Genomic DNA, 23,616 nt, shown 5'->3' on the forward strand with positions numbered 1-23,616 from the left:
ATCTCCTAATCCAAACCCATTTCTGCAAGAACTTTTTCTAATTGATATTCATTAAGCATGGCATCAGGAAAGTCTGAAGGAGTATAACCACCAGCTTCTGGAGATAGACAATGCGTAATGAGTTTACACAGCAATTCTTTAAATTTTTCGGCTATAAACTTGACTGTATTTTGACGATGAATATTTTTACTATAAGTCCAATCTACTTGGAGTTTATTATTAGCTATTAAAGCGTTGATTTCTAATAGATGACTTCTTTGATTTTGCTGACTCACAGCTAATCCGCTAGATTCTTGAGCAAAATTAAACGTAGAATATTCAGAAAATGTCTGGTCAAATTGACCCAAGTAATTAAACAGAACTTCGGCTTTAGGAATACTATCGAGCGTTTTTGTAATTTGTTGATTTTGACTTAAATAGCGCAGTACACCATAATCAATACCTCGATTGGGAATACTCCGCAGTTCTTCTTTGACTCTCTTTAAAGCTGTTGCTGGGTCTAAATCTGCTGCTAAATCTATATAAACTGGAAAGATAGTTGTAAACCAGCCGATAGTACGAGATAAATCTACATTATTAAAAATTTCTTCCCGTCCGTGACCTTCTAATTCTATTAATAGAGATTGATTTCCAGTCCAACTAACAAAAGCTTGCCCCAATGCTGTAAGCAATACATCATTAATCTGAGTGTTATAAGCTTGGGGAACTTCTTTTAAAAGTGCTTGAGTTTCTTCAACACTTAGCTCTATTGATACGATATCTATAGAAGCTTCTGTGTTTTCTCCATCTACATAATCTACTGGGAGAGGGAAAACTTTCTTTTGAGACAAAGCTAACCAGTAATGCTGTTCTTGTGCTAAGGCTGCTGATTTTGCATACTCCTGTAAATAATATGACCATTGTTTAAAAGAAGTAGTTTTCGTTGGTAAATCAACAGTTTTTCCTTGACTAAGCTGCTGATAAATTGTTTGTAAATCCTCTAGCAAAATTCGCCAAGAAACACCATCTACAGCTAAGTGGTGGATGATAATTAATAATCGGCTTGGCTGATGACTACCTAAATCAAACAATGCTACTTGAATGAAAATTCCACTAGACAAATCGAAACTTGCTTGTAATTTGGTAGCTGCTGCTTCAATAGCTGGCTGTTGTTCTGCTGCTGATAGTTTGGAAAAATCGAATCTTGTGAAATTAACTTCTGTTTCCGGTGGTGCAATTACCTGCTGCCATCCAGACTCAGTTTGCTCAAACTGTAGCCTTAGGGCATCGTGATGAATGTATAAATATTGTATACTCTGCCTTAAGATATCTGGTGCGATCGCTTGTTGAACTTCCAATAAAACAGCTTGGTTGTAATGGTGTGACTCTGGTAAATTTTGCCGGAAAAACCAATCCTGTATAGGTGTCAGAGGTACTAAACCTGTCACCATCCCTTGCTCGGCTTGAGTAGTTTCCTCAGTAGTCGCACAGACGGTAGCTAATTCAGCAATATTTTGATACTGAAATATATGTTTTGCAGTCAACCGTAAACCTGCTTGGTTAGCTTTAGCAACTATCTGAATAGTTAAAATTGAATCTCCACCCAACTCAAAGAAGTTATCGTAAATCCCCACCTGCTTTACACGCAGAACTTCAGCCCAAATTTGGGCTAATTTACTTTCCACAAGAGTAGAGGGAGCGACAAAGGTGTTTGCTACTTCTAAGTTACTGGGAACAGGTAAAGCCCGACGATCTATTTTGCCATTTGGTGTGAGTGGTAGGACATCAAGCTGCACAAAAGCCGAGGGAATCATGTAATCTGGCAGCTTGTCTTTGAGAAAGTTGCGAATATCAGAAGTTTGCAAGATGCTATTAGCAACGATATAGGCAACTAATCTTTTATTACCTGGGATATCTTCCCTAACTACAACTACAGTTTCACTTATCGCCGGATTTTGACTAAGCAGTGCCTCAATTTCTCCCAGTTCAATTCGGAAACCGCGAAGTTTCACTTGGTTGTCAATGCGTCCTAAAAACTCGATATTCCCATCTGAAAGATAGCGGGCTAAATCACCTGTTTTATACAACCTTGCTCGTGATTTTTGACTAAATATATTAGATATAAACTTTTCGGCAGTTAAATCTGGGCGTTTATGATAGCCTCTGGCTAAACCGTTACCACCAATGTAAAGTTCACCCATAACTCCTATGGGTACTGGTTGCAAGTTAGCATCTAATATATATAGTTGACTGTTAGCATAGGGTCTACCAATTGGTACTAATTGTTCAGATGCTAACTCTCCTGTAGTGTGTTCAAAATAAGAACTGTCAATAGTAGCCTCGGTAACGCCAAAAGAGTTAATCAATCGTGTCTCTTCACCAAGAACAGCGCGGAATCTTTGGTACTCTGCCCCATACCAGCTATCAGAACCGCAAATGACTAGCCGCATAAAATCGAGTTTCTGCTGGCTTTTTTCTAAGTACTCAACGAGGTTTCTTAAAACCACTGGCACAAATTCCGCGCAATCAACTTGTTGTTGACACATCAATTCGTATAGTTGTTGGGATTCTAGCAGTAACTCCCGTGGACACAGCACTAATTTACCGCCAGAACATAAAGCCCTAACAAAATCTCCAGTAAACACATCGAAGGAAAAGTTCGCCATCTGAAGATGACAACGGACTTGAGAACCAAGTTGATAAGCTTTTTCCCAGCTATAGTAGGCATTTACAAGGCTACTATGCTCAACCATCACTCCCTTTGATTTGCCAGTAGAGCCAGAGGTGTAAATCAGATAGGCTAAATTGGTTGCTTGTACGTTGCTGGTTAAGTTAGATTCTTGTTCTTGAGCAATTAATTCCCAGTCTGCATCCAAATAGATGACTTTTCCTGTATATGTGCGAAGAGTTTCAGTTAGTTGCTTTTGAGTTATTAGGACACTACACTCCGCATCCTGCAACATAAAATCTAAGCGTTGCTGTGGTTGATCTGGGTCTAATGGTACGTATGCGCCACCAGCTTTTAAAATACCTAAAAGTGCGATCGCCATATCGAGCGATCGCTCTACACAAATCCCCACTAACACCTCTGCACCAACACCCAATTTTTGCAAGTAATGTCCTAGTTGGTTGGCTCGTTGATTGAGTTGGTGATAGGTAAGTTGCTGATTTCCAAATACTACTGCAACTGCATCTGGTGTTTTTTCTACCTGTGCTTCAAATAGTTGATGGATGCACTGATCTGAGGAATACTCAACCTGAGTTTGATTCCAGTCTACTATTAGTTGGCTTTGTTCCTCTGCTGTTAACAGGGGTAATTCCGAAAGCCGTTCCTCTGGATTGGCAATAATACCGCATACTAATGTCTGTAAATGCCCTGCCATTCTTTGTATAGTTTGCGGCTGGAATAAGTCGATACTGTACTCTAGAGTGCCTACTAATCCTTCATCGGTCTCTTTCATATCTAAAGTCAAATCAAACTTCGCCGTACCACTGTCAGTTTCGAGAGTTGTTAAAGTCAAACCCGGTAACTCAATTTCTGAGTTTTGGGTATTTTGCAGCGCAAACATTACCTGAAATAGAGGTGTATGGCTTAAGTCTCGCTGTGGCTGCATTTTATCTACTAGCAGTTCAAAAGGCGTATCTTGGTGAGTATAAGCCCCTAAAGCTACTTCTTTAACTCGATGCAGCAACTCTGAAAAACTGGGATTGCCTGCAAGATTAGTTCGCAAAACTAGGGTATTGACAAAGAAACCAATCAACCCTTCTATCTGGCTGTGGTTACGATTAGCGATGGGAGAACCGATAACAATATCATTGCTGCCAGTGTAGCGGTGTAGTAATAGCTTAAAAGCTGCCAGCAAGGTCATAAATAAAGTGCTTCCCTGTTGCCGACTCAAAGATTTGAGTGCCAGAGATTGGTCTTTTGACAAACAAAAACAATAGGTGGCACCACGGGAGGATTGAATAGCTGGTCGCGGATAGTCAGTTGGTAACTCTAGTACTGCTGGCGCACCATCTAGCTGTTTTCGCCAGTAAGCAAGCTGGGATTCTAGGACTTCGCGTTCAAACCATTGTCTCTGCCAAGCGGCGAAGTCTGCATACTGAATTTCCAGTTCAGGTAAAGGTGACGGTTGCCCCTGACAAAAAGCTTGATAAAGTGTTGCTAATTCACGCACTAGCACATCTATTGACCAACCATCAGAGACAATGTGGTGCATAGTCAAGAGTGTCACATATTCCCGATCGCTCAGGCGGAGTAATTTCACTCGTAGCAGAGTGTCAGCCTCCAGGTTAAATGGCTGTTGCGCCTCGGCTAGAGCTAGTTGTTTGACCTGGGTTTCTTGTTGAGCCAGAGGTAATTCGCTCAGATCAATTACTGATAATAACTGCGGTGTTGCTGGCGAAATAACGGCTATGGCTTGCCCTGCAACTGTGCGGAAATTAGTTCGTAAGACTTCGTGACGACGGAGAATTTCGTTAAAACTCTGTTCTAGTGCTGTGAGATTCAATTGTCCTTCTAAGCGCACAGCCGCAGGAATATTGTAAAAAGGGCTATTCGGCTCTAATTCGCTCAAAAACCATAATCGCTGTTGAGCAAAGGATAAGGGTAATTGTGGCGATGGGCAAAGCCCCGTCTCCGACGATCGCGCAATGGGTTTGATGGGCGGTACTTCTAATCCTTTATCGGCTTGAATCGCTGCTTGAATCTCTTTGGCTAACTCGCTGACTGTTGACAACTCAAACAAGCGACGTAAAGGTATCTCAACCGCAAATACTTGCCGTATCTGAGATATAACACGAGTTGCAATTAAGGAATGTCCCCCCAAATCAAAGAAGTTATCGTTTACACCTACCTTTTCTAAACCTAGTACCTGCGCCCAAATCCCAGCTAACATTTCTTCTACTGGTGTGGTAGGAGCCACAAAATTAGATTCAGATATGAGCTGTGTTAGATCAGGTGCTGGTAATGCTCGTCTGTCTATCTTGCCATTAGGTGTCAAAGGTAACGCCTCTAATACCACAATAGCCATTGGCACCATATAATTTGGCAGTTTTGATTCTAAAAAGCGGCGCAGTTCGGGAATGGCTATTGCCTGCTGTGGCTGGACGGTTATGTAAGCTACTAGGCTTTTATTCTCGGTTTCATCTTCTCGAACAATTACCACACTCGCAGATATCGATGGATATTGGTTAATTACTGCCTCAATTTCACCCAACTCAATGCGGAAACCCCGGATTTTGACCTGATGGTCAATCCGACCAAGATATTCGATATCACCATTAGGTAAATAACGAGCCAAGTCCCCCGATTTATACAGGCGTGCGCCTGGTTTTTTGCTAAAGAAGTCGGGGATAAACCTTAGGGGAGTGAGGTCTGGTCGGTTTAAATAACCCCTGACCACACCAGCACCACCAATATACATTTCACCTGGTACGCCCATCGGGACTGGCTGTTGCTCACTATCTAGTAAGTAAACTTGCAAGTCAGGAATTGGACGACCAATCACACTCGCTGATGACAATTGCAAGTCGGCCATTGTCAGAGGACGATATGTCACATGGACGGTTGTTTCCGTAATCCCGTACATATTCACTAACTGGGGTCTTGAGTCGCCATAACGCTCAAACCAAGGTCTTAAACTCTCCATCTGTAATGCTTCACCACCAAAAATCACTGTTCGCAAATTGAGGTTGTGAATGTTATGAGTATTTTCCAGAGATTCTTCTACTTGCACCAGTTGACGGAAAGCCGAAGGTGTCTGGTTGAGTACGGTGACTTGCTGTGTCAGGAGTAATTGATAAAAGTCTTGTGGTGAACGACTCACCCAATAGGGTACGACTACCAATCGTCCACCATAAAGCAAGGCTCCCCAAATTTCCCAAACGGAAAAGTCAAAGGCGATGGAATGGAATAGTGTCCAAATATCCTGTTGATTAAAGTTATACCAGTGTTGTGTCGCAGCAAACAAACGCACAACATGACTGTGATTAACTAGTACACCCTTCGGTTGACCTGTAGAGCCGGATGTATAGATGATATATGCAAGGTTATCAGTTGTCGATTCACTAAGGGGATTTTGTGAGCTTTGCTCAACTATGTTTTGATGATGTGTATCTAAACAAACAATATTAATTTCATTTAACGGTAGATTTTCTAGAAGATGCTGTTGGGTGAGTAGTACTGGCACTTGAGCATCTTGCAATATAAAGGCTAAACGTTGTTTTGGATAGGTGGGATCAAGCGGTACATAAGCACCGCCCGCTTTGAGGATGGCGAGTAACCCAATTACCATTTCTAGGGAACGCTCTAGACAAATCCCGACCTTAACTTCTGATTTGACTCCCAAGCAACGTAAATAATGTGCGAGTTGATTGGCTTTGGTGTTGAGTTCGCTATAAGTTAGTTGCTGATTTACTCTTCTCCTGTCGGAGACGCTACGCGAACGAGAAGCCGGGCAAAGCCCGTCTACATAAACAACTGCAACTGCATCGGGTGTTTTTTCTACTTGTTGTTCAAATAGTTGATGGAGACATTTATCTACAGGATAAGCAATTTCTGTATTATCCCACTCTCGTAATAATTGATGCTGCTCCGATGCTGTTAGCAGTGGCAATTGGGATAAACGCTGCTGTGGATTGGCGACAATTCCCTCCAGTAAAGTTTGTAAATGCCCAGCCATCCGCTTGATTGTGCTTTCTTGGAATAAATCGCTGTTGTATTCAAAAGTAGCAACTAACCCCTCGACAGTTTCTGTCATATCGAGGGTTAAATCAAATTTAGCGGTGACACCATCCCCTTCTAATAAATTCAAAGTCAAATTCGGTAACTCTAAAGCTGACATCGGTGCATTTTGCAGCACAAACATGACTTGAAATAGCGGTGTGTGGCTCAAGTTGCGTTGGGGTTGTAGTTCTTCAACTAACAACTCAAAGGGTAAATCTTGATGGGCGTAAGCAGCTAAAGAAACTTCCCGTACTCGTTTTAGTAGTTCAGCAAAACTGGGATTTCCGTCTAAGTTAGTTCGCAGTACAAGGGTGTTGACAAAAACACCAATTAACCCTTCTATTTCGGCGCGGTTGCGATTAGCGATCGCGGAACCAATTACCACATCTTCGCTACCTGTGTAACGGTATAGTAAGGTTTGGAAAGCTGCCAGCAATGTCATAAATAAGGTGGTTCCCTGTTGCTGGCTTAATTTATTCAGAGCAAGCGAGAGTTGATGAGACAGGTTAAATGAGTAGGTTGCACCCCGGAAAGTTTGAATTGCTGGTCTGGGGTAGTCAGTGGGTAATTCCAAGACTTTTGGCGCGTCTGCTAACTGTTTTCGCCAGTAAGTCATTTGAGTTTCTAGTACTTCTCCTTGCAGCCATTTTCGTTGCCAAGCAGCAAAGTCAACATATTGTATTGGTAGTGGTGCTAATGGTGATAAAGATTCCCCATGACAATAGGCTTGATAAAGAGTTGCTAACTCCTGTACTAATACACCTGTTGACCAACCATCCGAGACGATGTGGTGCATTGTCAACAGTAATACGTGTTCTTCTGCACCAAGTCGCAATAGTTTTACCCTTAGCAGTAAGTCTTCTTTTAAGTCAAAAGGTGTTTGGGCTGCTTGTAAAGCTTGTTGTTTGACTTCGGCTTCGAGTTGATGTGCGCTGAGGTGGCTAAGATCCAATATTGATAATACTAAGTTTGCTGCTTGATGAATAACAGCGATCGCTTGTCCTTCTATAGTGTGAAAATTAGTCCGCAACGCTTCATGACGATTGATAATTTCGTTGAAGCTTTGTTGTAATGCTGTTACATTTAGTTGTCCTTGGAGACGCACAGAAATGGGAATATTGTATGATGGGCTGTTTGGTTCTAATTGGGACAGAAACCACAATCTTTGTTGAGCAAAAGATAGGGGTAATTTTTCTAAGCGTGAAACTGGCTCAATCTTGCTTTGGGCAACTCCTGAGCCTTGCTGCATGGCTTGGGTAATTTCTATTGCTAACTGAGCAATTGTTGGTTTTTCAAATAAACAACGCAAAGGCAATTCTATTTGAAATACTTGGCGAATTTGGGAAATGACGCGAGTTGCAATTAAGGAATGCCCACCTAATTCAAAAAAGTTATGCTCAATACTTATTTTTTCAATACCGAGAACTTCTGCCCAAATACCTGTGAGTAATTTCTCAATTGGTGTGGACGCAGGAACAATATCAGAGGATGATAATAATTGTGTAGATTCAGGTGTGGGTAGAGCTTTGCGGTCAACTTTACCATTAGGGGTCAGTGGTAGTGTTTCCAGTTCCACAAAAGTTGCAGGAATCATATAGTTGGGCAACTTTGACTCCAAGAACTGGCGCAGTTGAGCAATTATCAGCGTTTGCTCAACTTGTGGAACCATATAAGCGACGATTCGTGGAGAATCTGTGGCATCTTCTCGTACAGTAACTACGGTTTCTCGCACTTGAGGGTATTGGCTAATTACTGTTTCAATTTCACCCAGTTCAATGCGGAAACCACGAATTTTTACTTGGTTATCAATTCGACCAAGATATTCGATTTCGCCATTGGGTAAATATCTCGCTAAGTCCCCAGTTTTATATAACCGCGCCGATGGTTCATCGCTAAAAGGATTGGGAATAAATTTTTCGGCTGTTAAATCCGGACGCTGGAAATAACCACGGGCTAAACCAGCACCACCTATATACAACTCGCCTGCTACACCAACAGGAACTAATTGATTATATTGGTCGAGGATGTAGAGTTGTGTGTTAGCAATTGGTGAACTAATTGGTACAGTGTCGTTAACAGTTTCTATTCGCCTCGCGGCTGACCAAATGGTGGTTTCTGTGGGGCCGTACATATTCCAAACAAAACTACACCGTTCTAATAATTTCCTCGCTAAATTTGCGGATAAAGCTTCTCCACCACAAAGAATTTTTAATTGCTCACTTCCATCCCAACCTGCTGCTAAAAGTAACTGCCATGTTGCTGGTGTGGCTTGCATGACTGTCGCTTTTGAGTCTTTGATTTTGGCTAATAACTGATTGCCATCGGAGATAATTTCTTGACTAGCGACTATTAAACAAGCACCAACTATGATCGGTAGAAAAATCTCTAATGCGGCAATATCAAAAGAATAAGTTGTAACTGCTAGTAATTTGTCTTGAGATGTTAGCCCTGGGGCTTGTTTCATGGAGTACAAAAAGTTGCTCAGAGCAATGTGGGGAATTTGTACACCTTTTGGTTTGCCCGTGGAACCAGAAGTATAAATAATATAAGCTAAGTTCTCTGCCGTGAGTTCGGAATATAAATTATTCTGGCTTTGCTGGGCTATCAGATGCCAATCGCTATCTAGACAAATTATTTGCGCTTGATGCTGTGGCAATACTTGTACTAATGAGACTTGAGTTAGTAATACTGGGGCTTGAGTATCTTCTAAGATATATTCCAACCGTTGTTGAGGATAATTAGGATCAAGGGGTACATAAGCACCGCCTGTTTTGAGGATGGCGAGTAACCCAATTACCATTTCTAGGGAACGCTCTAGACAAATCCCTACCTTAACTTCTGGTTTGACTCCCAGTGAACGTAAATAATGGGCGAGTTGATTGGCTTTGGTGTTGAGTTCGGTGTAAGTTAATTGCTGATGTTCATAAACAACTGCAACTGCGTCGGGTGTAAGTTCTACTTGTTGCTCAAATAGTTCATGAATACATTTATCGACAGGATAGGCAACTTCTGTATTATTCCACTCTCGCAATAACTGTTGCTGTTCAGATGCGGTTAATAATGGTAGCTGAGATAAATGCTGCTGTGGATTTGCAATAATTCCTTCTAGCAATATTTGAAAATGTTCTGCTATTCGGGTAATTGTATCTGCATTAAATAAATCGCTACTATATTCAAATATACCTATCAGTTCTTCTTGCTGTTCTACCATATTTAGGCTTAAGTCAAACTGAGACGTTTCACTTTCTGCCTCTGATATGGTCAAAGTTAGTTCCCCTATTTCTAAAGTTGGCATGGGGCTATTATTGAGGGAAAACCAAACTTGAAAAAGCGGGTTATGGCTGAGGTTACGTTCTGGCTGAATTTCTTCTACTAATTTCTCAAAAGGTAAATCTTGGTGGGTATAAGCGTCTAATGTTATCTCTTTAACTCGTGCCAAGAAATCTAGGAAACTAGGATTACCACTGACATTAGTTCGCAGCACTAAAGTATTGACAAAAAACCCGATTAACTTTTCAATTTGCGGAAGATTACGGTTAGCGATCGCAGTCCCAATAATAATATCCTCTTGTTGACTATAGCGATACAAAAGGATTTTGAAAGCTGTCAGCAAGGTCATAAATAAAGTGGCTCCTGCTTGCTGACTAAGTGCTTTCAGTTCAGTAGTTAAAGATTTAGAAAGGGTCAAAGAATGGGTTTTCCCTTTATAAGATTGCACCGCAGGGCGAGGATAATCTGTTGGGAGTTGTAATACTGGTAAAGAGCCACCTAATTTTTGCTTCCAGTAATTTTTTTGGGCTGTTAGTACTTCTCCTTGTAAGTAATCTTGTTGCCAAGTAGCAAAGTCTCCATACTGAATTGGTAACTCAGGTAAGGATGAGTTTTTACCATCACACAAAGCTTTATATAGGGTTGCTAATTCATGTATCAATACACCTATTGACCACCCATCAGAAACAATATGGTGCATTGAAAATAATAATATATACTCTTCTGGATTGAGCCGCAGTAACTTAGCTCTTAATAACAAATCATTATTGATGTCAAATGGTTGTTTTGCTTCTTGAGATGCTAATTTTTTTACTTCTACTGTTTGTTGATGTATATCTAGTTCACTAATATTAAATACTGGCAACAAGAATGTTTTTGATAAATGAATAAATGCTACAGGTTTATCTTCTATAGTTTGAAAATTACAGCGCAAAACTTCATGACGATTGATAATTTCTTGCAAACTAGCTTGTAAAGCATCAAAATTTAGTTTACCTTTGAGATTAACTACAGCAGACACATTATAAAATGGGTTTTCTGGCTCTAACTGAGTCAAAAACCATAATCTTTGTTGAGAGAAAGATAAAGGAACAGGATTATGTTGGGAACGACGGGAAATAGATTTTTGTTGATTATCTAACTTTAATTCACCCCGCAAGCGTTTTTCTAAAAGTGTTCGTTTTGCAGGTGATAGTTGAGAACGTCTAATAGAAATTTCATTTTTTTTATTACTCATAATAATATCTGAATAAATTTTTAAATATATGTACCTATTCTTGACTCTCAAAAATTAACTCACCTGAAATTTAATATATGCAGGTACAGGTTGAATGCGCGTTAAATCATTTTCCATAACTATCAAGCCATCATTGTTGACTACAGTTTCTTTAAAGCCAGCAAATTTATAAGATATATACATCATGCGATTGCGATTATTAAAGACAAATTCTGCTATGAGGCGGACGTTGTTGGTTTGAGCTAAACTCATCACATAATTCAACATAACTGTTCCCACACCTCTTGACATCACACGACAAGACATCAGTAAAAGCTTGATTTTCCAAACATCCGCTTGACATTCAATTAGCACTAAACCGATTTTTCCATAACTGCCATACTTATCTTCTAAACTAGCAATTAGCAATTTATGATTTTCGGAAGTGCGAAAATTATTGAGTTCATTATATGAATATGTATAACCAGTTGTATTTAATTGGTTAGTGCGTAAGGTTAATTCTTCTGCGCGTTGCAAATCTTCTTCTTGTGCCAATGATATTGTGAAATTCATCTTTAAAGTAGCTAAGAATTCTTCTGCTGTGCCGACAAAATCTTTCTCAGCATTTTGACGCTCAATATCACTAAGGTACATCAACCTTCTTATGCGAGAATCTTCCGTAATAAAGCGAGGATTCATCACAGGCATATCTAGAATATTACCGATTTCATCAGCATTTATACAAAGAATTTCTGGTAGAGAAAACTTTACTTCTTCAAGTTCAAATAATTGGTCATCAACAAAAGCGATCGCGTCTAGTCCAATATTCAATAATTTAGCAATCTCTTTCAAGGAAGATGCTTTTGAATTCCAGTTAATTTGGGGATATAAAAAATATTCTTTTAAACCATATTCTTCTAATTTAGCTATTGCTGTAGCATAATCATTTTTGCTGGCAATAGATTGTAAAATGCCACGATTATCTAAAGTCTGAATAATATTGACTATATCTTTTCGCAGCGAAATTTTATCATCTTCTAATAAAACTCCATCCCATAAAGTATTATCTAAATCCCAAACTAGGCATTTAATAACTTTTTTATCTTCTTGTTGACTATCGACGTTTTTTTCTTGAGTCCCAACCATAGTCTATTTTCTCAGATATTTAATGCAATATATTAAACTTTCTCAGTTAATTTACTTTGCCAAGCAGTAGCAACGTTGGAAATAAAATAATCTTGGTATCCTGATTCTGCAATCGTAATTTCTTGAATTTGAGTACTACCTTCAATAATTTCCATAATTTTGGAATCTCGTAAATATCTTTCTACAGGATACTCATTACTACAACCATTTCCACCATGAATTTGTACAGCATCATTGGCTATTTTAGTTGCTGCTGTAGATGCAAAATACTTGGCAATAGAAGTTTCTATAATTGAGTTAGGATGGTTAATATCTTTGAGATAACCAGCTTGATAACATAACAGTCTTGCTGCTTTGATGTTAGTTATCATCTGACTAATCTTTTGGCGAATTAATTGATGTTCTTTAAGGTACACATCAAATTGTTTGCGATCGCTAGTATACTCGATGCAAGCTTCTAAACAAGCTTGAGCAATACCTACACAACCACAGGCGACACTATATCTACCATAATCAAGTGCAGAAGCAGCAATGTAAGAAAATCCAAAACCTAATTTACCGACTAAATTTTCTTCAGCAACCTCACAGTTATTAAACTGCAATTCTGCTACCATTGATGCTCTAGTACCTAAAATACCAGACATTGGTTTTACCAATAAACCTGGGTTATTTTTTTCCACTAAAAAAGCAGTCTGTTTACCTTCACATTTAGCAAATACCAAAAATAAATCTGCTATTTGTCCATAGGTAATCCATTTTTTTCGTCCATTTAAAATATAAGTATTACCTGTAAATATTGCTGTGGTTTCTACATTTTTAGCATCGCTACCTACATTCGGTTCGCTCAATGCAAAAGCAGCGATAATTTCTCCCGTTGCTAGTTTAGAAAGCCAATAATCTTTTTGCAATTTACTTCCCCATTTGCATATAGCCTGGGAAACCATGTTATGGACTGTCAGCAAACTCCGTACAGAAGAACATCCGCGTCCAATTTCTTCGTTGAGAATACCGTAACTAATCATGTCCATTCCTTCGCCGCCATATTCTTGTGGTAATACAGCACCGAAGAAACCACGTTGAGCAATTTTTTTGATGAGTTTAGGGGAAGTAAATTCTTTTTGATCCCATTCACCAGCGTGAGGAAATATTTCCTGATTTACAAAAACTCTAATTTCAGCTTGGTATTTTTTTTGTTGGGGAGTTAGTTCTAGTTTCATGATACTATTTTTGCTATAGAAGCATTTTTACGCTCAACTAAATTGGTGAGGGAATTGATAGTGCGGAAATTATCAAACTCCAAGTCTTCGTTTTCAATAGTGATTTGAAATTCTTGTTCTATAAATAAAACAAGTTGCATAGCAAACATAGAATTAACAAACCCTAAAGAAAAAATATCTTCGTCAACTTGCAAATCATGATTGCCAAAAAATCTAGAAAGGAATGCTTTAATTTGGGTTTGAATTTTGTTCATTGTGCTTGATAATTCCTATTTATTGATATACATAAAAACCTTTACCATTTTTTCTACCATATAGTCCCGCATCTACCATTTTTTTGAGTAGTGGGCATGGTCGATATTTACTATCGTTAAAGTTTTCGTACAAAACTTCAATAGAAAATAAAATTGTATCTAACCCAATTAAATCTGCTGTTTCTAAAGGCCCCATTTTATGACCAAAACAGCCTTTAAAGATTTTATCTACATCTTCTGCCGTGGCAACTTGGTCTTGCAATAAAAACACTGCTTCATTAATAGTTAACATTAATACACGGTTAGATACAAAACCGGGTGCATCATTAACTATTACGCATTCTTTACCCATTTGAGATAGCATTTGTTTGGCTATCTCAATTGTGTTTTCTGAAGTATGGTAGCCCCGAATCATCTCTACCATTGGCTTCATTGGTACAGGGTTCATAAAGTGAATTCCAATCACTTTATCGGCTCGTTGAGTAGCCGAAGCAATGCGGGTAATAGGAATTGCTGACGTGTTAGCAGCAAATACACAATCTGCTGGGCAGATAGCATCAATCAAAGAATATACTTGTTTTTTAGTATCCCATTTTTCAGTGACATTTTCTATAACAAAATCAGTATTTTCTAAAAGTTTATAGTTTGTCGAAAATTCTATTTTATTGATGATTTCTTCTAGATTGGTTGTTTTGTCTTTTTTCTGAAACAAAGATTGAAAGCGAATATTATTTCTAATTTCGTGTTGAGCTTTATCGAGAATTTCTTCTTTAATATCTACCAAAATTACATTATGGTTTGTTTGAGCAATATTTTGGGCGACTCCTATCCCCATGACACCAGCACCGACAACACCAACAGTTTGAATTTTCATAATTGTTATCCTGAATAAATTAAGGTTTTTTAACTTATTAGAGAATGCGGTGCGTTTTCCCTGTAACGCACCCTACATATACTGTTAGTTTGACAGTTGCATATCAGATGTTTCTTCTAATTCCTCTAATTCTTCTATGAGAATTTCTTCAATTACTAAGGCGAATTCGGCAATAGTAGGAGCTTCAAACAACAGGCGTACTGGTAAGTCAATTTGAAAGATTGTGCGAAGTTGAGAAATTAAGACTGTTCCTGTTAGTGAATCTCCGCCCAATGCAAAGAAGCTGTCATGAATACCTATTTGTTCAATACCTAGAAACTCTTGATAAACTTCAACCAGTTTTTTCTCTAACTCGTTAGTAGGAGGAGCATAAGCATTTTTTAATTTTGGTCGGGAATGATGAGTAGTTAAATTAGCTTGGGTAACAGTATTTTTATCAGTAAATGCGGCTGATGTAGTTGCCTGAGCTAAAATTATATGGTCTGTAAAAGGTGCAAATTCTGAAAACGCTATTACTTGATCAAAACCATGAGATTTGAGTTCTTGTTCCCATTTTTCTTGAGATAAAAAGGGATTGCACATATTCCGATCGCCTTGTGCATCTTCTATCGGACTCATCAGCAGCGCGTCAATAAACTCAAACTCTAGACGGGGTTGAGTTGTTTCCCAAAGTAGTAGTAAACCGCCAGGTGCAAGTAAAGAACGAAGCTTTTCGAGAGTCTCTCCAATATTTTTAGAAACGTGCAGCACTTGGAAAGCTACGATGACATCAAAGCTGTAACTTGAGTATCCCTGTTCTTGTGGCGATCGCTCAATGTCTAACAACTCATATTCCACAAATGGATAATCGCTAAATTTCTTTTTGGCCGTATTCAAAAAGAAGCTACCAACATCGGTAAAAGTATATTTTGTCCTCTGTGGTGGTAGCATGGGTAATAATTCTGCTGTACCTGTACCAGTTCCTCCACCAATTTCCAGAATTCTCAGATTTACATTGGATGGTACTACTTTTAACACCTGTTGTAAGCATACGCGCATGATGGAGTTATAGTACAAATCTTCGGGTAATTGTTGAACTGAAAATTCTCCTTCTTTTAATAAGGTGGAAACATGAAACTCTAATGGTTCTTTTTCCCCAGTTAGTAACGCCACCATATTTTCACCATAGAGTTGTAATAGCTCTATTGGTTGTGGTGTGTCTCTCCATTTGACTTTAACTTCTACCAACAATTGATTAACCAACTCTGCGGAAATTGGTGATAAATTGGCAAACAATTCTTGTTCTTGATTTAACTTACCTTGCTCTACTAATATCTCCAGCCATCGACTTAGTAATTCTTTGTAGGGTGGAATAATCTTAGATTCTGTAAAAAATTCTTCTAAGGAATACTTGTGATTAGGATTCTGGAAAATTCCTAGTTGTGATATTGCTAGATGAATATAAGCAATACACAAGCGATCGCACCATTCTCTTTTCTCTTGGAAAATTTGCTCGTCAAAGTTTGCAACACCCATACTAGCTTGGCGTTGACCAACTTCTACTAGAGATTGCCAAAGTCTTGATGTAGATTTGGGTTGCGAAGTTATTTCTACAGGTGATAATTCTTGTGGTTCAATCCAATATCTTTGGCGCTCAAAAGGATAAGTTGGTAAAGGAAGGCGATATCGACGCTCATGGCTATGAAATCCTGTCCAATCAATCTTGACTCCCTCTAACCATAGCTGACCTAATGTATTCAAAATAAAAGCAATATCTGATTGTTTCTCATAAACATAGCGCAGGGAAGATAATACTACTAAGTCATCTCCAGCAATATTATCTAAACATTGCCTTGCTAAACTGCTGAGTGCTTGTCCCGCGCCTACTTCTAATAAAATCGGACTGTGCTGTTCCCATAGTTGCTGTAATCCATCAGCAAAGCGTACTGGTTGACATAGATGCTGTGTCCAATAGCTGGGGTTTGTAGCTTGTTCAGATGTAATCCAGGTTCCTGTGACGTTGGAGAGATAAGGAATTTGCGGTGGTTGAAGATTGATAGTTTGTACCAGTTGGGTGAAAGAGTCTGCGATCGCTTCCATCATGAAAGAATGAAAAGCATGGGATGTCTGCAATTGACGACAGGCTAAACCCTTAGCGCGTAACTCCTGTGATAATTCCTCTACAGCTTGGATAGTTCCTGCCACAACACATTGAAATGCGCCATTAACTGCTGATAGAGAAAGGTTTTCATTTAAATAAGGTTGGACTTGTTGCTCTGTTAAAGGAACCGCTAACATCGCTCCCCCTGGCAACTTTTGAATCATTTGCGCCCTAGCAGCCACCAGAGCGATCGCATCTTCTAAAGATAATACCCCGGCTAAGGTTGCGGCTACATATTCACCAATGCTGTAACCAATCATCGCTACGGGACGAACACCCCAAGACATCCATAATTGAGCTAAAGCATACTCAACAGCAAATAAAGCAGGCTGAGTCAAATAAGTTTGATTGAGTTTCTCTGTAGCCGGGTCGATTGCTTGAGTATCACGCCCCAACATTTGGCGTAAATTGATACCTGGCTTTTCCTGAGTTTCTGTTGGCTGATGAGGAGGATAGATAACTTGTTGGAGGTCAATATCTAGCAAAGGCTGGAACAGAGCAAAACAACGGTCAAGATGTTCCCGAAAAGTCGGCTCTAATTGATAAAGTTCAAGAGCCATATTGAGGTACTGAGTTCCTAACCCAGTAAACATAAAGGCTATGGGGCGTTGATTCGTCTCTTGAGTGTTAGTCAAAACTCGTTTGGGATTTTGCAGCGCAATTATCGCATCTGGTATGTCTTGACAAACAACCGCGCGCCGATGAGTAAAAGGATGACGACCAACTTGTAATGTATAAGCTACATCTGCAAGGTTCAATTCTGGGTGCTGTTGCAGATGGTTAACTAAATTTGCTGTCGCCGTCTCTAAAGCCGATTCAGTTTTGGCAGAAAGTACCAACAGCTGATAACTTCTCCCCTGCTCCCCTGCTCCCCTGCTCCCCTGCTCCAAAAAGGGTGCTTCTTCTAAAACAACATGAGCATTAGTTCCTCCAAGACCAAAAGAACTCACTCCAGCACGGCGGGGTGTGCCATTTTTTTCCCATTCGCAAAGTTGGGTATTGACGTAAAAAGGACTGTTGGCAAAGTCTATTTCTGGGTTAGGTGCTTCAAAATGCAAACTAGGTGGTATTTGCTGATACTTAATAGCCAGAGCAGTCTTAATTAAGCCTGTGACCCCGGCTGCTGTATTTAAATGGCTGACATTCGGTTTAACTGAACCAATCGCACAATAATTTTTTTGATGAGTTTTGGCCCGAAATACCTTTTCTAAAGCGCGAATTTCAATCGGATCGCCCAAAGGTGTACCACTCCCATGAGTTTCAATATAGGTGATTGTTTCCGGGTTGAAATCAGCTATCGCTTGAGCTTCGGCAATTACCTCTGCTTGTCCAGCCACGCTTGGTGCCGTGAAACTGACCTTTTCTGCACCATCGTTATTAATTGCTGAACCTTTAATTACTCCATAGATATAATCACCATCGGCGACAGCATCCTCTAGTCTTTTGAGAACAACTATCCCTGCGCCTCTACCAAAAGGCCCGCCAGAAGCTTTGGCATCAAAAGCACGAGTGTGCGCGTCAGGAGAGGCCATACCATCAGCTTGATAGAGATAACCCTCGATTTGTGGCACTTGGATCGCAATGCCTCCAGCCAGTGCCATATCACATTGGTAACTCAGCAGTCCTTTACAAGCCAGATGAACAGCAACTAAGGAAGTAGAGCAAGCACAACCTACACTGACACTTGGCCCCTTAAGGTTCAATTTATAGGAAACTCTTGTAGGTATAAAATCTTTATCGTTGCCAAGCGTAATAGGCAGATTTAAGGATTTGAGGAGGTCGGGATGAGAAGCAAGATTGTGAAATAAATAAGTGCTGAGGTTTCCGCCTGCATATATAGCAGTGAGATTATTTTCTACTTTTGGATCGTAACCCGCATTTTCTAAAGCCTCCCAAGCACACTCTAAAAAGATGCGTTGCTGTGGGTCTATAACTTCAGCTTCTCTAGGAGAGTAACCAAAGAAAGCAGCATCAAACATTTCAATGTCATCTAAAATAAACCCGGCTTTCACATAACTAGGGTCGCGTAAATCAACTGGATCTACCCCAGATGCGAGTAATTCTGCATCGCTAAAAAATGAAATAGACTCTACACCGTTGCATAAATTTTGCCAAAATTGAGCCACATTTTTAGCTCCAGGAAACCGTCCAGCCATACCAATGATTGCTATACCCTTTAATCGATTATCCATATTTATGCACCTTCCGCCTTTGCTTCATCTGTTCCATTTCTTCAGCGATCGCAGCTTCTTGTCTCTGGACACGCTTCTCTACTTGCTCAAACACGGGTTGTTGATTTTCTTGCTGATTTAGATGTTCTGCTAAGGCAGTTATTGTGGGATATTCAAATAATTCAGATGTTGATATCTTGCGGTTTAAAGCTGCTTGTAGTTTGCCCCGCACTTGCACCACAAGCAGTGAGTCTCCACCTAATTCAAAGAAATTATCGTAACATCCAATCTCTTGCAAACTGAGAACTTCTTGCCAAATATTGGCAATTAATTTTTCTGTCTCATTCTGCGGAGGAATACAGGGATTTTGTAAATTCGGTCTGGGATAAAGCAATGATAATTTGGCTTGCTGACTATCAGTTTTTGAGGTCAAATTATCAAAGTTAATCCATTGTTTAATTCTCGCTGCTAATGCCCCTGTAGAGACAACTATTTGGCTGAATGCAGCATAATTCAATTTAACATAATTAACGATATTTGTAAAAACCTTTATTCCTTCCTCAGGCTGAATGGCTAAACTAGCCAAATTTGTCGAAATGTATGATTCTTTTTCTTTGCTAATTTGCCAACCATCCCAATTCACACTCACCCAAGGAACAGAACTAATCTGATTGTGTTGATAAACAAAATTATCCATGAAAATATTAGCAGCAGCATAAGCGACAAATCCTAATCCCCCTAATATTGAAGCAAGGGAAGACATTAATAAACAAAAATCTAGTTGGCGATTTTGGAGGATTTGCTCTAATACAATTACGCCTCTAACTTTGGCAGCAAATTGCAGATAGCAATCATGAATATTAGTCTGTTCAATATATGAAAATGACTGGCCTTCAGTAATCCCAGCCGCATGAATTACACCATTGATTTGACCAAATAGTAATTCTCCTTGAGCAATCACGTTTTGCATTTGTGCTAAATTGGCCACATCCGCGCTGATTACCAAAACTTCAGCACCTAAATCTTCCAGTGCTTGCAATTTTTTAATCTTGCGACTAGTGCGATCGCTTTCATCATGAACGCTCAACCACTGCTCCCACTCTGACTTGAGAGGAATTATGGAACGGCTTGTTAAAATTAGTTTTGCTTTGACTGTTTTTGCCAAATGTTCTGCTATTACAAGTCCAATACCACCCATTCCCCCGGTGATTAAATAAACTCCTTCTTCCTTTAATTTTGATGTTGCTGGTGGAAATTTATGTAATTTTATCGGTTCAAAAGTTTGGAGCCAACGATTATTTCCCCGATAAGCAACCACAGAATCAAAATTATGACTAATCAATTCTTGCACTAGCAGATTTATTAGTTGCTGCTGCTGCAAACTTCTTTCCTCAGGAAGAACAATATCAATACTGCGACAATGAATATGAGAATATTCTTGAGGAATTACCTTTACCGCTCCCAGCAAAGTTGTCTTTTCTGGATAGAGAATTTCGCTTCCGGTTACTGATTGCATCTGATTAGAAATAACCGTGATTTGAACCTCGCTGGTAATATTTAATTTAGCTAATGCTTGGACTATGAATAGCAAACTGAACAATCCTTGCTCTTGCGCCAGTTCCAGTTCTACTGATGCTGAAGCTGAATGATTTTGTGATGTAATACTCCAGAGATGAACTATCTTTGTTGGGAGATTATTTTGCCTGTGCAACTCTCGCAATAAACTATCATAGTCACTACTTAGTTGAGGATTGAGGCTATATTGGCGATCGCTTAATTTGGTGAACTTCGATCCAATCTTGATCGCGATCGCATCTTCTCCCAGTTGTTCAACTAAATCAGAACTGAAGCTCAACTCATTAGTGAATATTAAAGTTTTAGATTCTTTAACTGGTAATTTTTGCTGTTCTAAAGGCGTTGGCGGTAAAGATTGTTTCCACAAAGGTACATAAAACCAATCCGCTATATCAGGCTTTTTCGCTAATGGTTCAGATTTAGTACGTTCTTGTTCAATCCAGTAACGCTGACGCTCAAAGGGATAAGTTGGTAAGGGGAGACGATGACGGAACTCGCCGCTATAGAATCCTGACCAATCTATCTGTACTCCATATAACCAAAGTTTACCTAGAGAGTTAAGTACAAATGCTGCATCTGACTGCTTTTCTCTAGGATGGGGTAATGAACACAATGCGGCCGAATGAGAATGTTTTTTTGCTAAAGTACCTAAACTGCGTCCTGGCCCTACTTCCAGCAAGATATAATTTGGCTCTTGCAGTAATGTGGAGATACCTGCACTAAACTGCACTGTTTGTCTTAAATGTGTTACCCAGTAATTAGGATCTGTAGCTTGTTGGGCTGTAATCCAGGTTCCGGTGACGTTAGAAATAAAGGGTATTTGGGGAGGATTGAGTGTAACTTGTTGAACTGCTTTGATAAATGGCTCTAAAATCGGTTCCATCATCCCAGAATGAAAAGCATGGGATGTATGCAAACGGCGACACTCTACACCTAATGCTGTGAGTCTTTGTTGAAGTGCGTCTATAGCATCGTGGGTTCCAGAAACGACGCAGGAAGAAGGTGCATTACTAGCAGCTAAAGATAAATTGTCATTTAATAAACTTTGAACTTCTGCTGCTGATTGAGAAATAGAAAGCATAGCACCTGCTGGAAGTTGTTGCATCAGTCGCCCACGCCTAGCAACTAAAGTTAAAGCATCTTCTAGGGAAAATACACCAGCAAGACAAGCTGCAACATATTCACCAATGCTATGACCAATCATGGCACTAGGAGAAATCCCCCAAGACATCCATAATTTAGCTAAAGCATATTCAATTACAAATAAAGTGGGTTGAGCGATCGCAGTTTGTTGGAGTTTTTCGTCTACTAGTGATTCATTTTCCTGAGGATAAATAACTGAACGCAAATCCAATCCAAGATGAGGTTGGAGTAATTGACAGCATAAATCAACCTGTTCTTGAAAAATTACCTCAGTCTGGTAAAGTTCTTTACCCATATCTACATACTGAGAACCTTGTCCGGGAAACATAAAGGCGATCGCCCGATAAGCAGACTCTTGGTATCTCGTTACTGCTGTATTAAAGGTATTTACGGCATCTTCAGTATCTTGACACACCAGCATTCGCCGATGATTAAACTCTTTACGTCCTACTTGCAGCGTATAAGCGACATCTGCAAGATTTAGGTCTGGATGCTGCTGAAGGTGGTTGAATAAATTTGTAGTTGCAGTCTCTAAAGCCGTTTCAGTCTTGGCTGAAAGCAGCAATAATTTATACTTTCTCCCCTCGTTACTCTCCTCCAACAAGGGGGCTTCTTCAAGAATTACATGAGCATTAGTGCCACCCATACCTAAAGAACTCACACCAGCACGACGAGGGGTAAATCCCTGTTTCCATTGAGTCAGTTTCGTATTGACGTAAAAAGGACTATTAGCAAAATCAATTTTAGGATTGGGTTGCTCAAAATTCAGACTAGGCGGTATTTGCTGATGTTTGAGGGCTAGAACAGTTTTGATTAATCCGGCAATTCCGGCGGCAGCGTCAAGATGACCAATATTGGGTTTCACTGAACCGATCGCACAAAAACCCTTTTGCTCGGTATGGGCGCGAAAAACCTTGGTGAGGGCAGCAATTTCTATGGGATCGCCCAAAGCTGTACCTGTACCGTGAGTTTCGATGTAACTAATAGTGTTAGGTTCAACCTCAGCCAATATCATTGCTTCGGCGATCGCTTCTGCTTGACCATCCACACTAGGGGCTGTAAAGCCGACTTTGGCAGCACCATCATTATTAATAGCAGCACCTTTAATTACCGCATGAATGTAGTCACCATCTGCAACAGCTTCACTCAATCGCTTGAGTACCACCACACCTAAACCATTACCAATAGTGATTCCTTGTGCTTTTGCATCAAAGGCGTAGCAATGACCATCGGGGGATAAAGTTCCGCCTGGTTCATGTAAATAACCAGTTTTTTGGGGGATATGAATTGATACTCCTCCCGCCAAAGCCATATCACATTGGTAATTTAATAAGCTTTGACAAGCGAGGGTGATACTAACTAATGAAGTCGAGCAAGCTGTTTGAACAGTTAAACTTGGCCCGGTCAGATTCAATTTGTAGGATACGCGAGTCGCCAGATAATCTTTGTCATTTCCAATCGAAGTTTGATAACAAGTTACCGAGCCAACACTATCTTTATTTAAATCAAAACTTAAATAGTTATTATGACTAGCACCAGCATAAACCCCAATGCGTTCTTTGCACCTAGTAGAGTCATAACCAGCATTTTCTAGGGCAGTATAAGCACATTCTAAAAATAAGCGCTGTTGTGGATCTGTAGTTTCAGCTTCCTTGGGATTAATATCAAAAAATGCGGCATCAAATAGTTCAATATCTTCTAAGATGCACCCAGATTTTACGTAATTTTTATCGTTAAGAAAAGATGAGTTGATGCCTGCGGCGGTTAATTCCTCATCTGTAAAATAGGAAATAGACTCTACCCCAGTGGATAAATTCTGCCAAAATTCTGCAATATTTTTGGCTCCAGGGAAACGCCCCGCCATGCCGATAATAGCTATCTCTTCTATAGATTCACTCATTTCC

7 protein-coding genes are annotated in these 23,616 nt (G+C 39.7%); all 7 read right to left on the reverse strand.

The window, feature by feature from the left end:
* Nucleotides 1-5: 5 nt before the first annotated feature.
* Complete coding sequence (locus H6G76_RS17460) at nt 6-11,213, reverse strand: non-ribosomal peptide synthetase (RefSeq protein ID WP_190703078.1); 11,208 nt, start codon at nt 11,211-11,213, stop codon at nt 6-8.
* A gap of 54 nt (nt 11,214-11,267) precedes the next feature.
* Nucleotides 11,268-12,338, reverse strand: a complete 1,071-nt coding sequence (locus H6G76_RS17465; RefSeq protein WP_190703080.1) for an HAD family hydrolase — start codon at nt 12,336-12,338, stop codon at nt 11,268-11,270.
* Nucleotides 12,339-12,370: 32 nt separating this feature from the next.
* Nucleotides 12,371-13,555: an acyl-CoA dehydrogenase family protein gene (locus H6G76_RS17470; RefSeq protein WP_190703082.1), complete on the reverse strand. Its 1,185-nt coding sequence runs from the start codon at nt 13,553-13,555 to the stop codon at nt 12,371-12,373.
* Nucleotides 13,552-13,809 carry an acyl carrier protein gene (locus tag H6G76_RS17475; RefSeq protein WP_190703085.1) on the reverse strand — a complete coding sequence of 86 codons (258 nt, stop codon included), beginning with the start codon at nt 13,807-13,809 and terminating at the stop codon, nt 13,552-13,554. Before H6G76_RS17475 ends, H6G76_RS17470 begins: the two co-directional genes overlap by 4 nt.
* 19 nt (nt 13,810-13,828) lie before the next feature.
* Nucleotides 13,829-14,683, reverse strand: a complete 855-nt coding sequence (locus H6G76_RS17480) for a 3-hydroxyacyl-CoA dehydrogenase family protein (protein WP_190703087.1) — start codon at nt 14,681-14,683, stop codon at nt 13,829-13,831.
* Between the two features lie 84 nt (nt 14,684-14,767).
* On the reverse strand, nt 14,768-19,015 hold the full coding sequence (locus H6G76_RS17485) for a type I polyketide synthase (protein WP_190703090.1): 4,248 nt from the start codon (nt 19,013-19,015) through the stop codon (nt 14,768-14,770).
* The gene (locus tag H6G76_RS17490) at nt 19,008-23,612 is read right to left on the reverse strand and encodes a type I polyketide synthase (RefSeq protein WP_190703093.1); all 4,605 of its coding nucleotides are present in this window, start codon (nt 23,610-23,612) and stop codon (nt 19,008-19,010) included. Before H6G76_RS17490 ends, H6G76_RS17485 begins: the two co-directional genes overlap by 8 nt.
* Nucleotides 23,613-23,616 lie beyond the last annotated feature (4 nt).

It is taken from the genome of Nostoc sp. FACHB-152 (assembly GCF_014697475.1).
Taxonomy (GTDB): Bacteria; Cyanobacteriota; Cyanobacteriia; order Cyanobacteriales; family Nostocaceae; genus Nostoc_B.

Bases quoted from the DNA above. Each gene is read 5' to 3' on its own strand.
- H6G76_RS17460 (WP_190703078.1), bottom strand. From the start codon at position 11,213: ATGAGTAATAAAAAAAATGAAATTTCTATTAGACGTTCTCAACTATCA.
- H6G76_RS17465 (WP_190703080.1), bottom strand. From the start codon at position 12,338: ATGGTTGGGACTCAAGAAAAAAACGTCGATAGTCAACAAGAAGATAAA.
- H6G76_RS17470 (WP_190703082.1), bottom strand. From the start codon at position 13,555: ATGAAACTAGAACTAACTCCCCAACAAAAAAAATACCAAGCTGAAATT.
- H6G76_RS17475 (WP_190703085.1), bottom strand. From the start codon at position 13,809: ATGAACAAAATTCAAACCCAAATTAAAGCATTCCTTTCTAGATTTTTT.
- H6G76_RS17480 (WP_190703087.1), bottom strand. From the start codon at position 14,683: ATGAAAATTCAAACTGTTGGTGTTGTCGGTGCTGGTGTCATGGGGATA.
- H6G76_RS17485 (WP_190703090.1), bottom strand. From the start codon at position 19,015: ATGGATAATCGATTAAAGGGTATAGCAATCATTGGTATGGCTGGACGG.
- H6G76_RS17490 (WP_190703093.1), bottom strand. From the start codon at position 23,612: ATGAGTGAATCTATAGAAGAGATAGCTATTATCGGCATGGCGGGGCGT.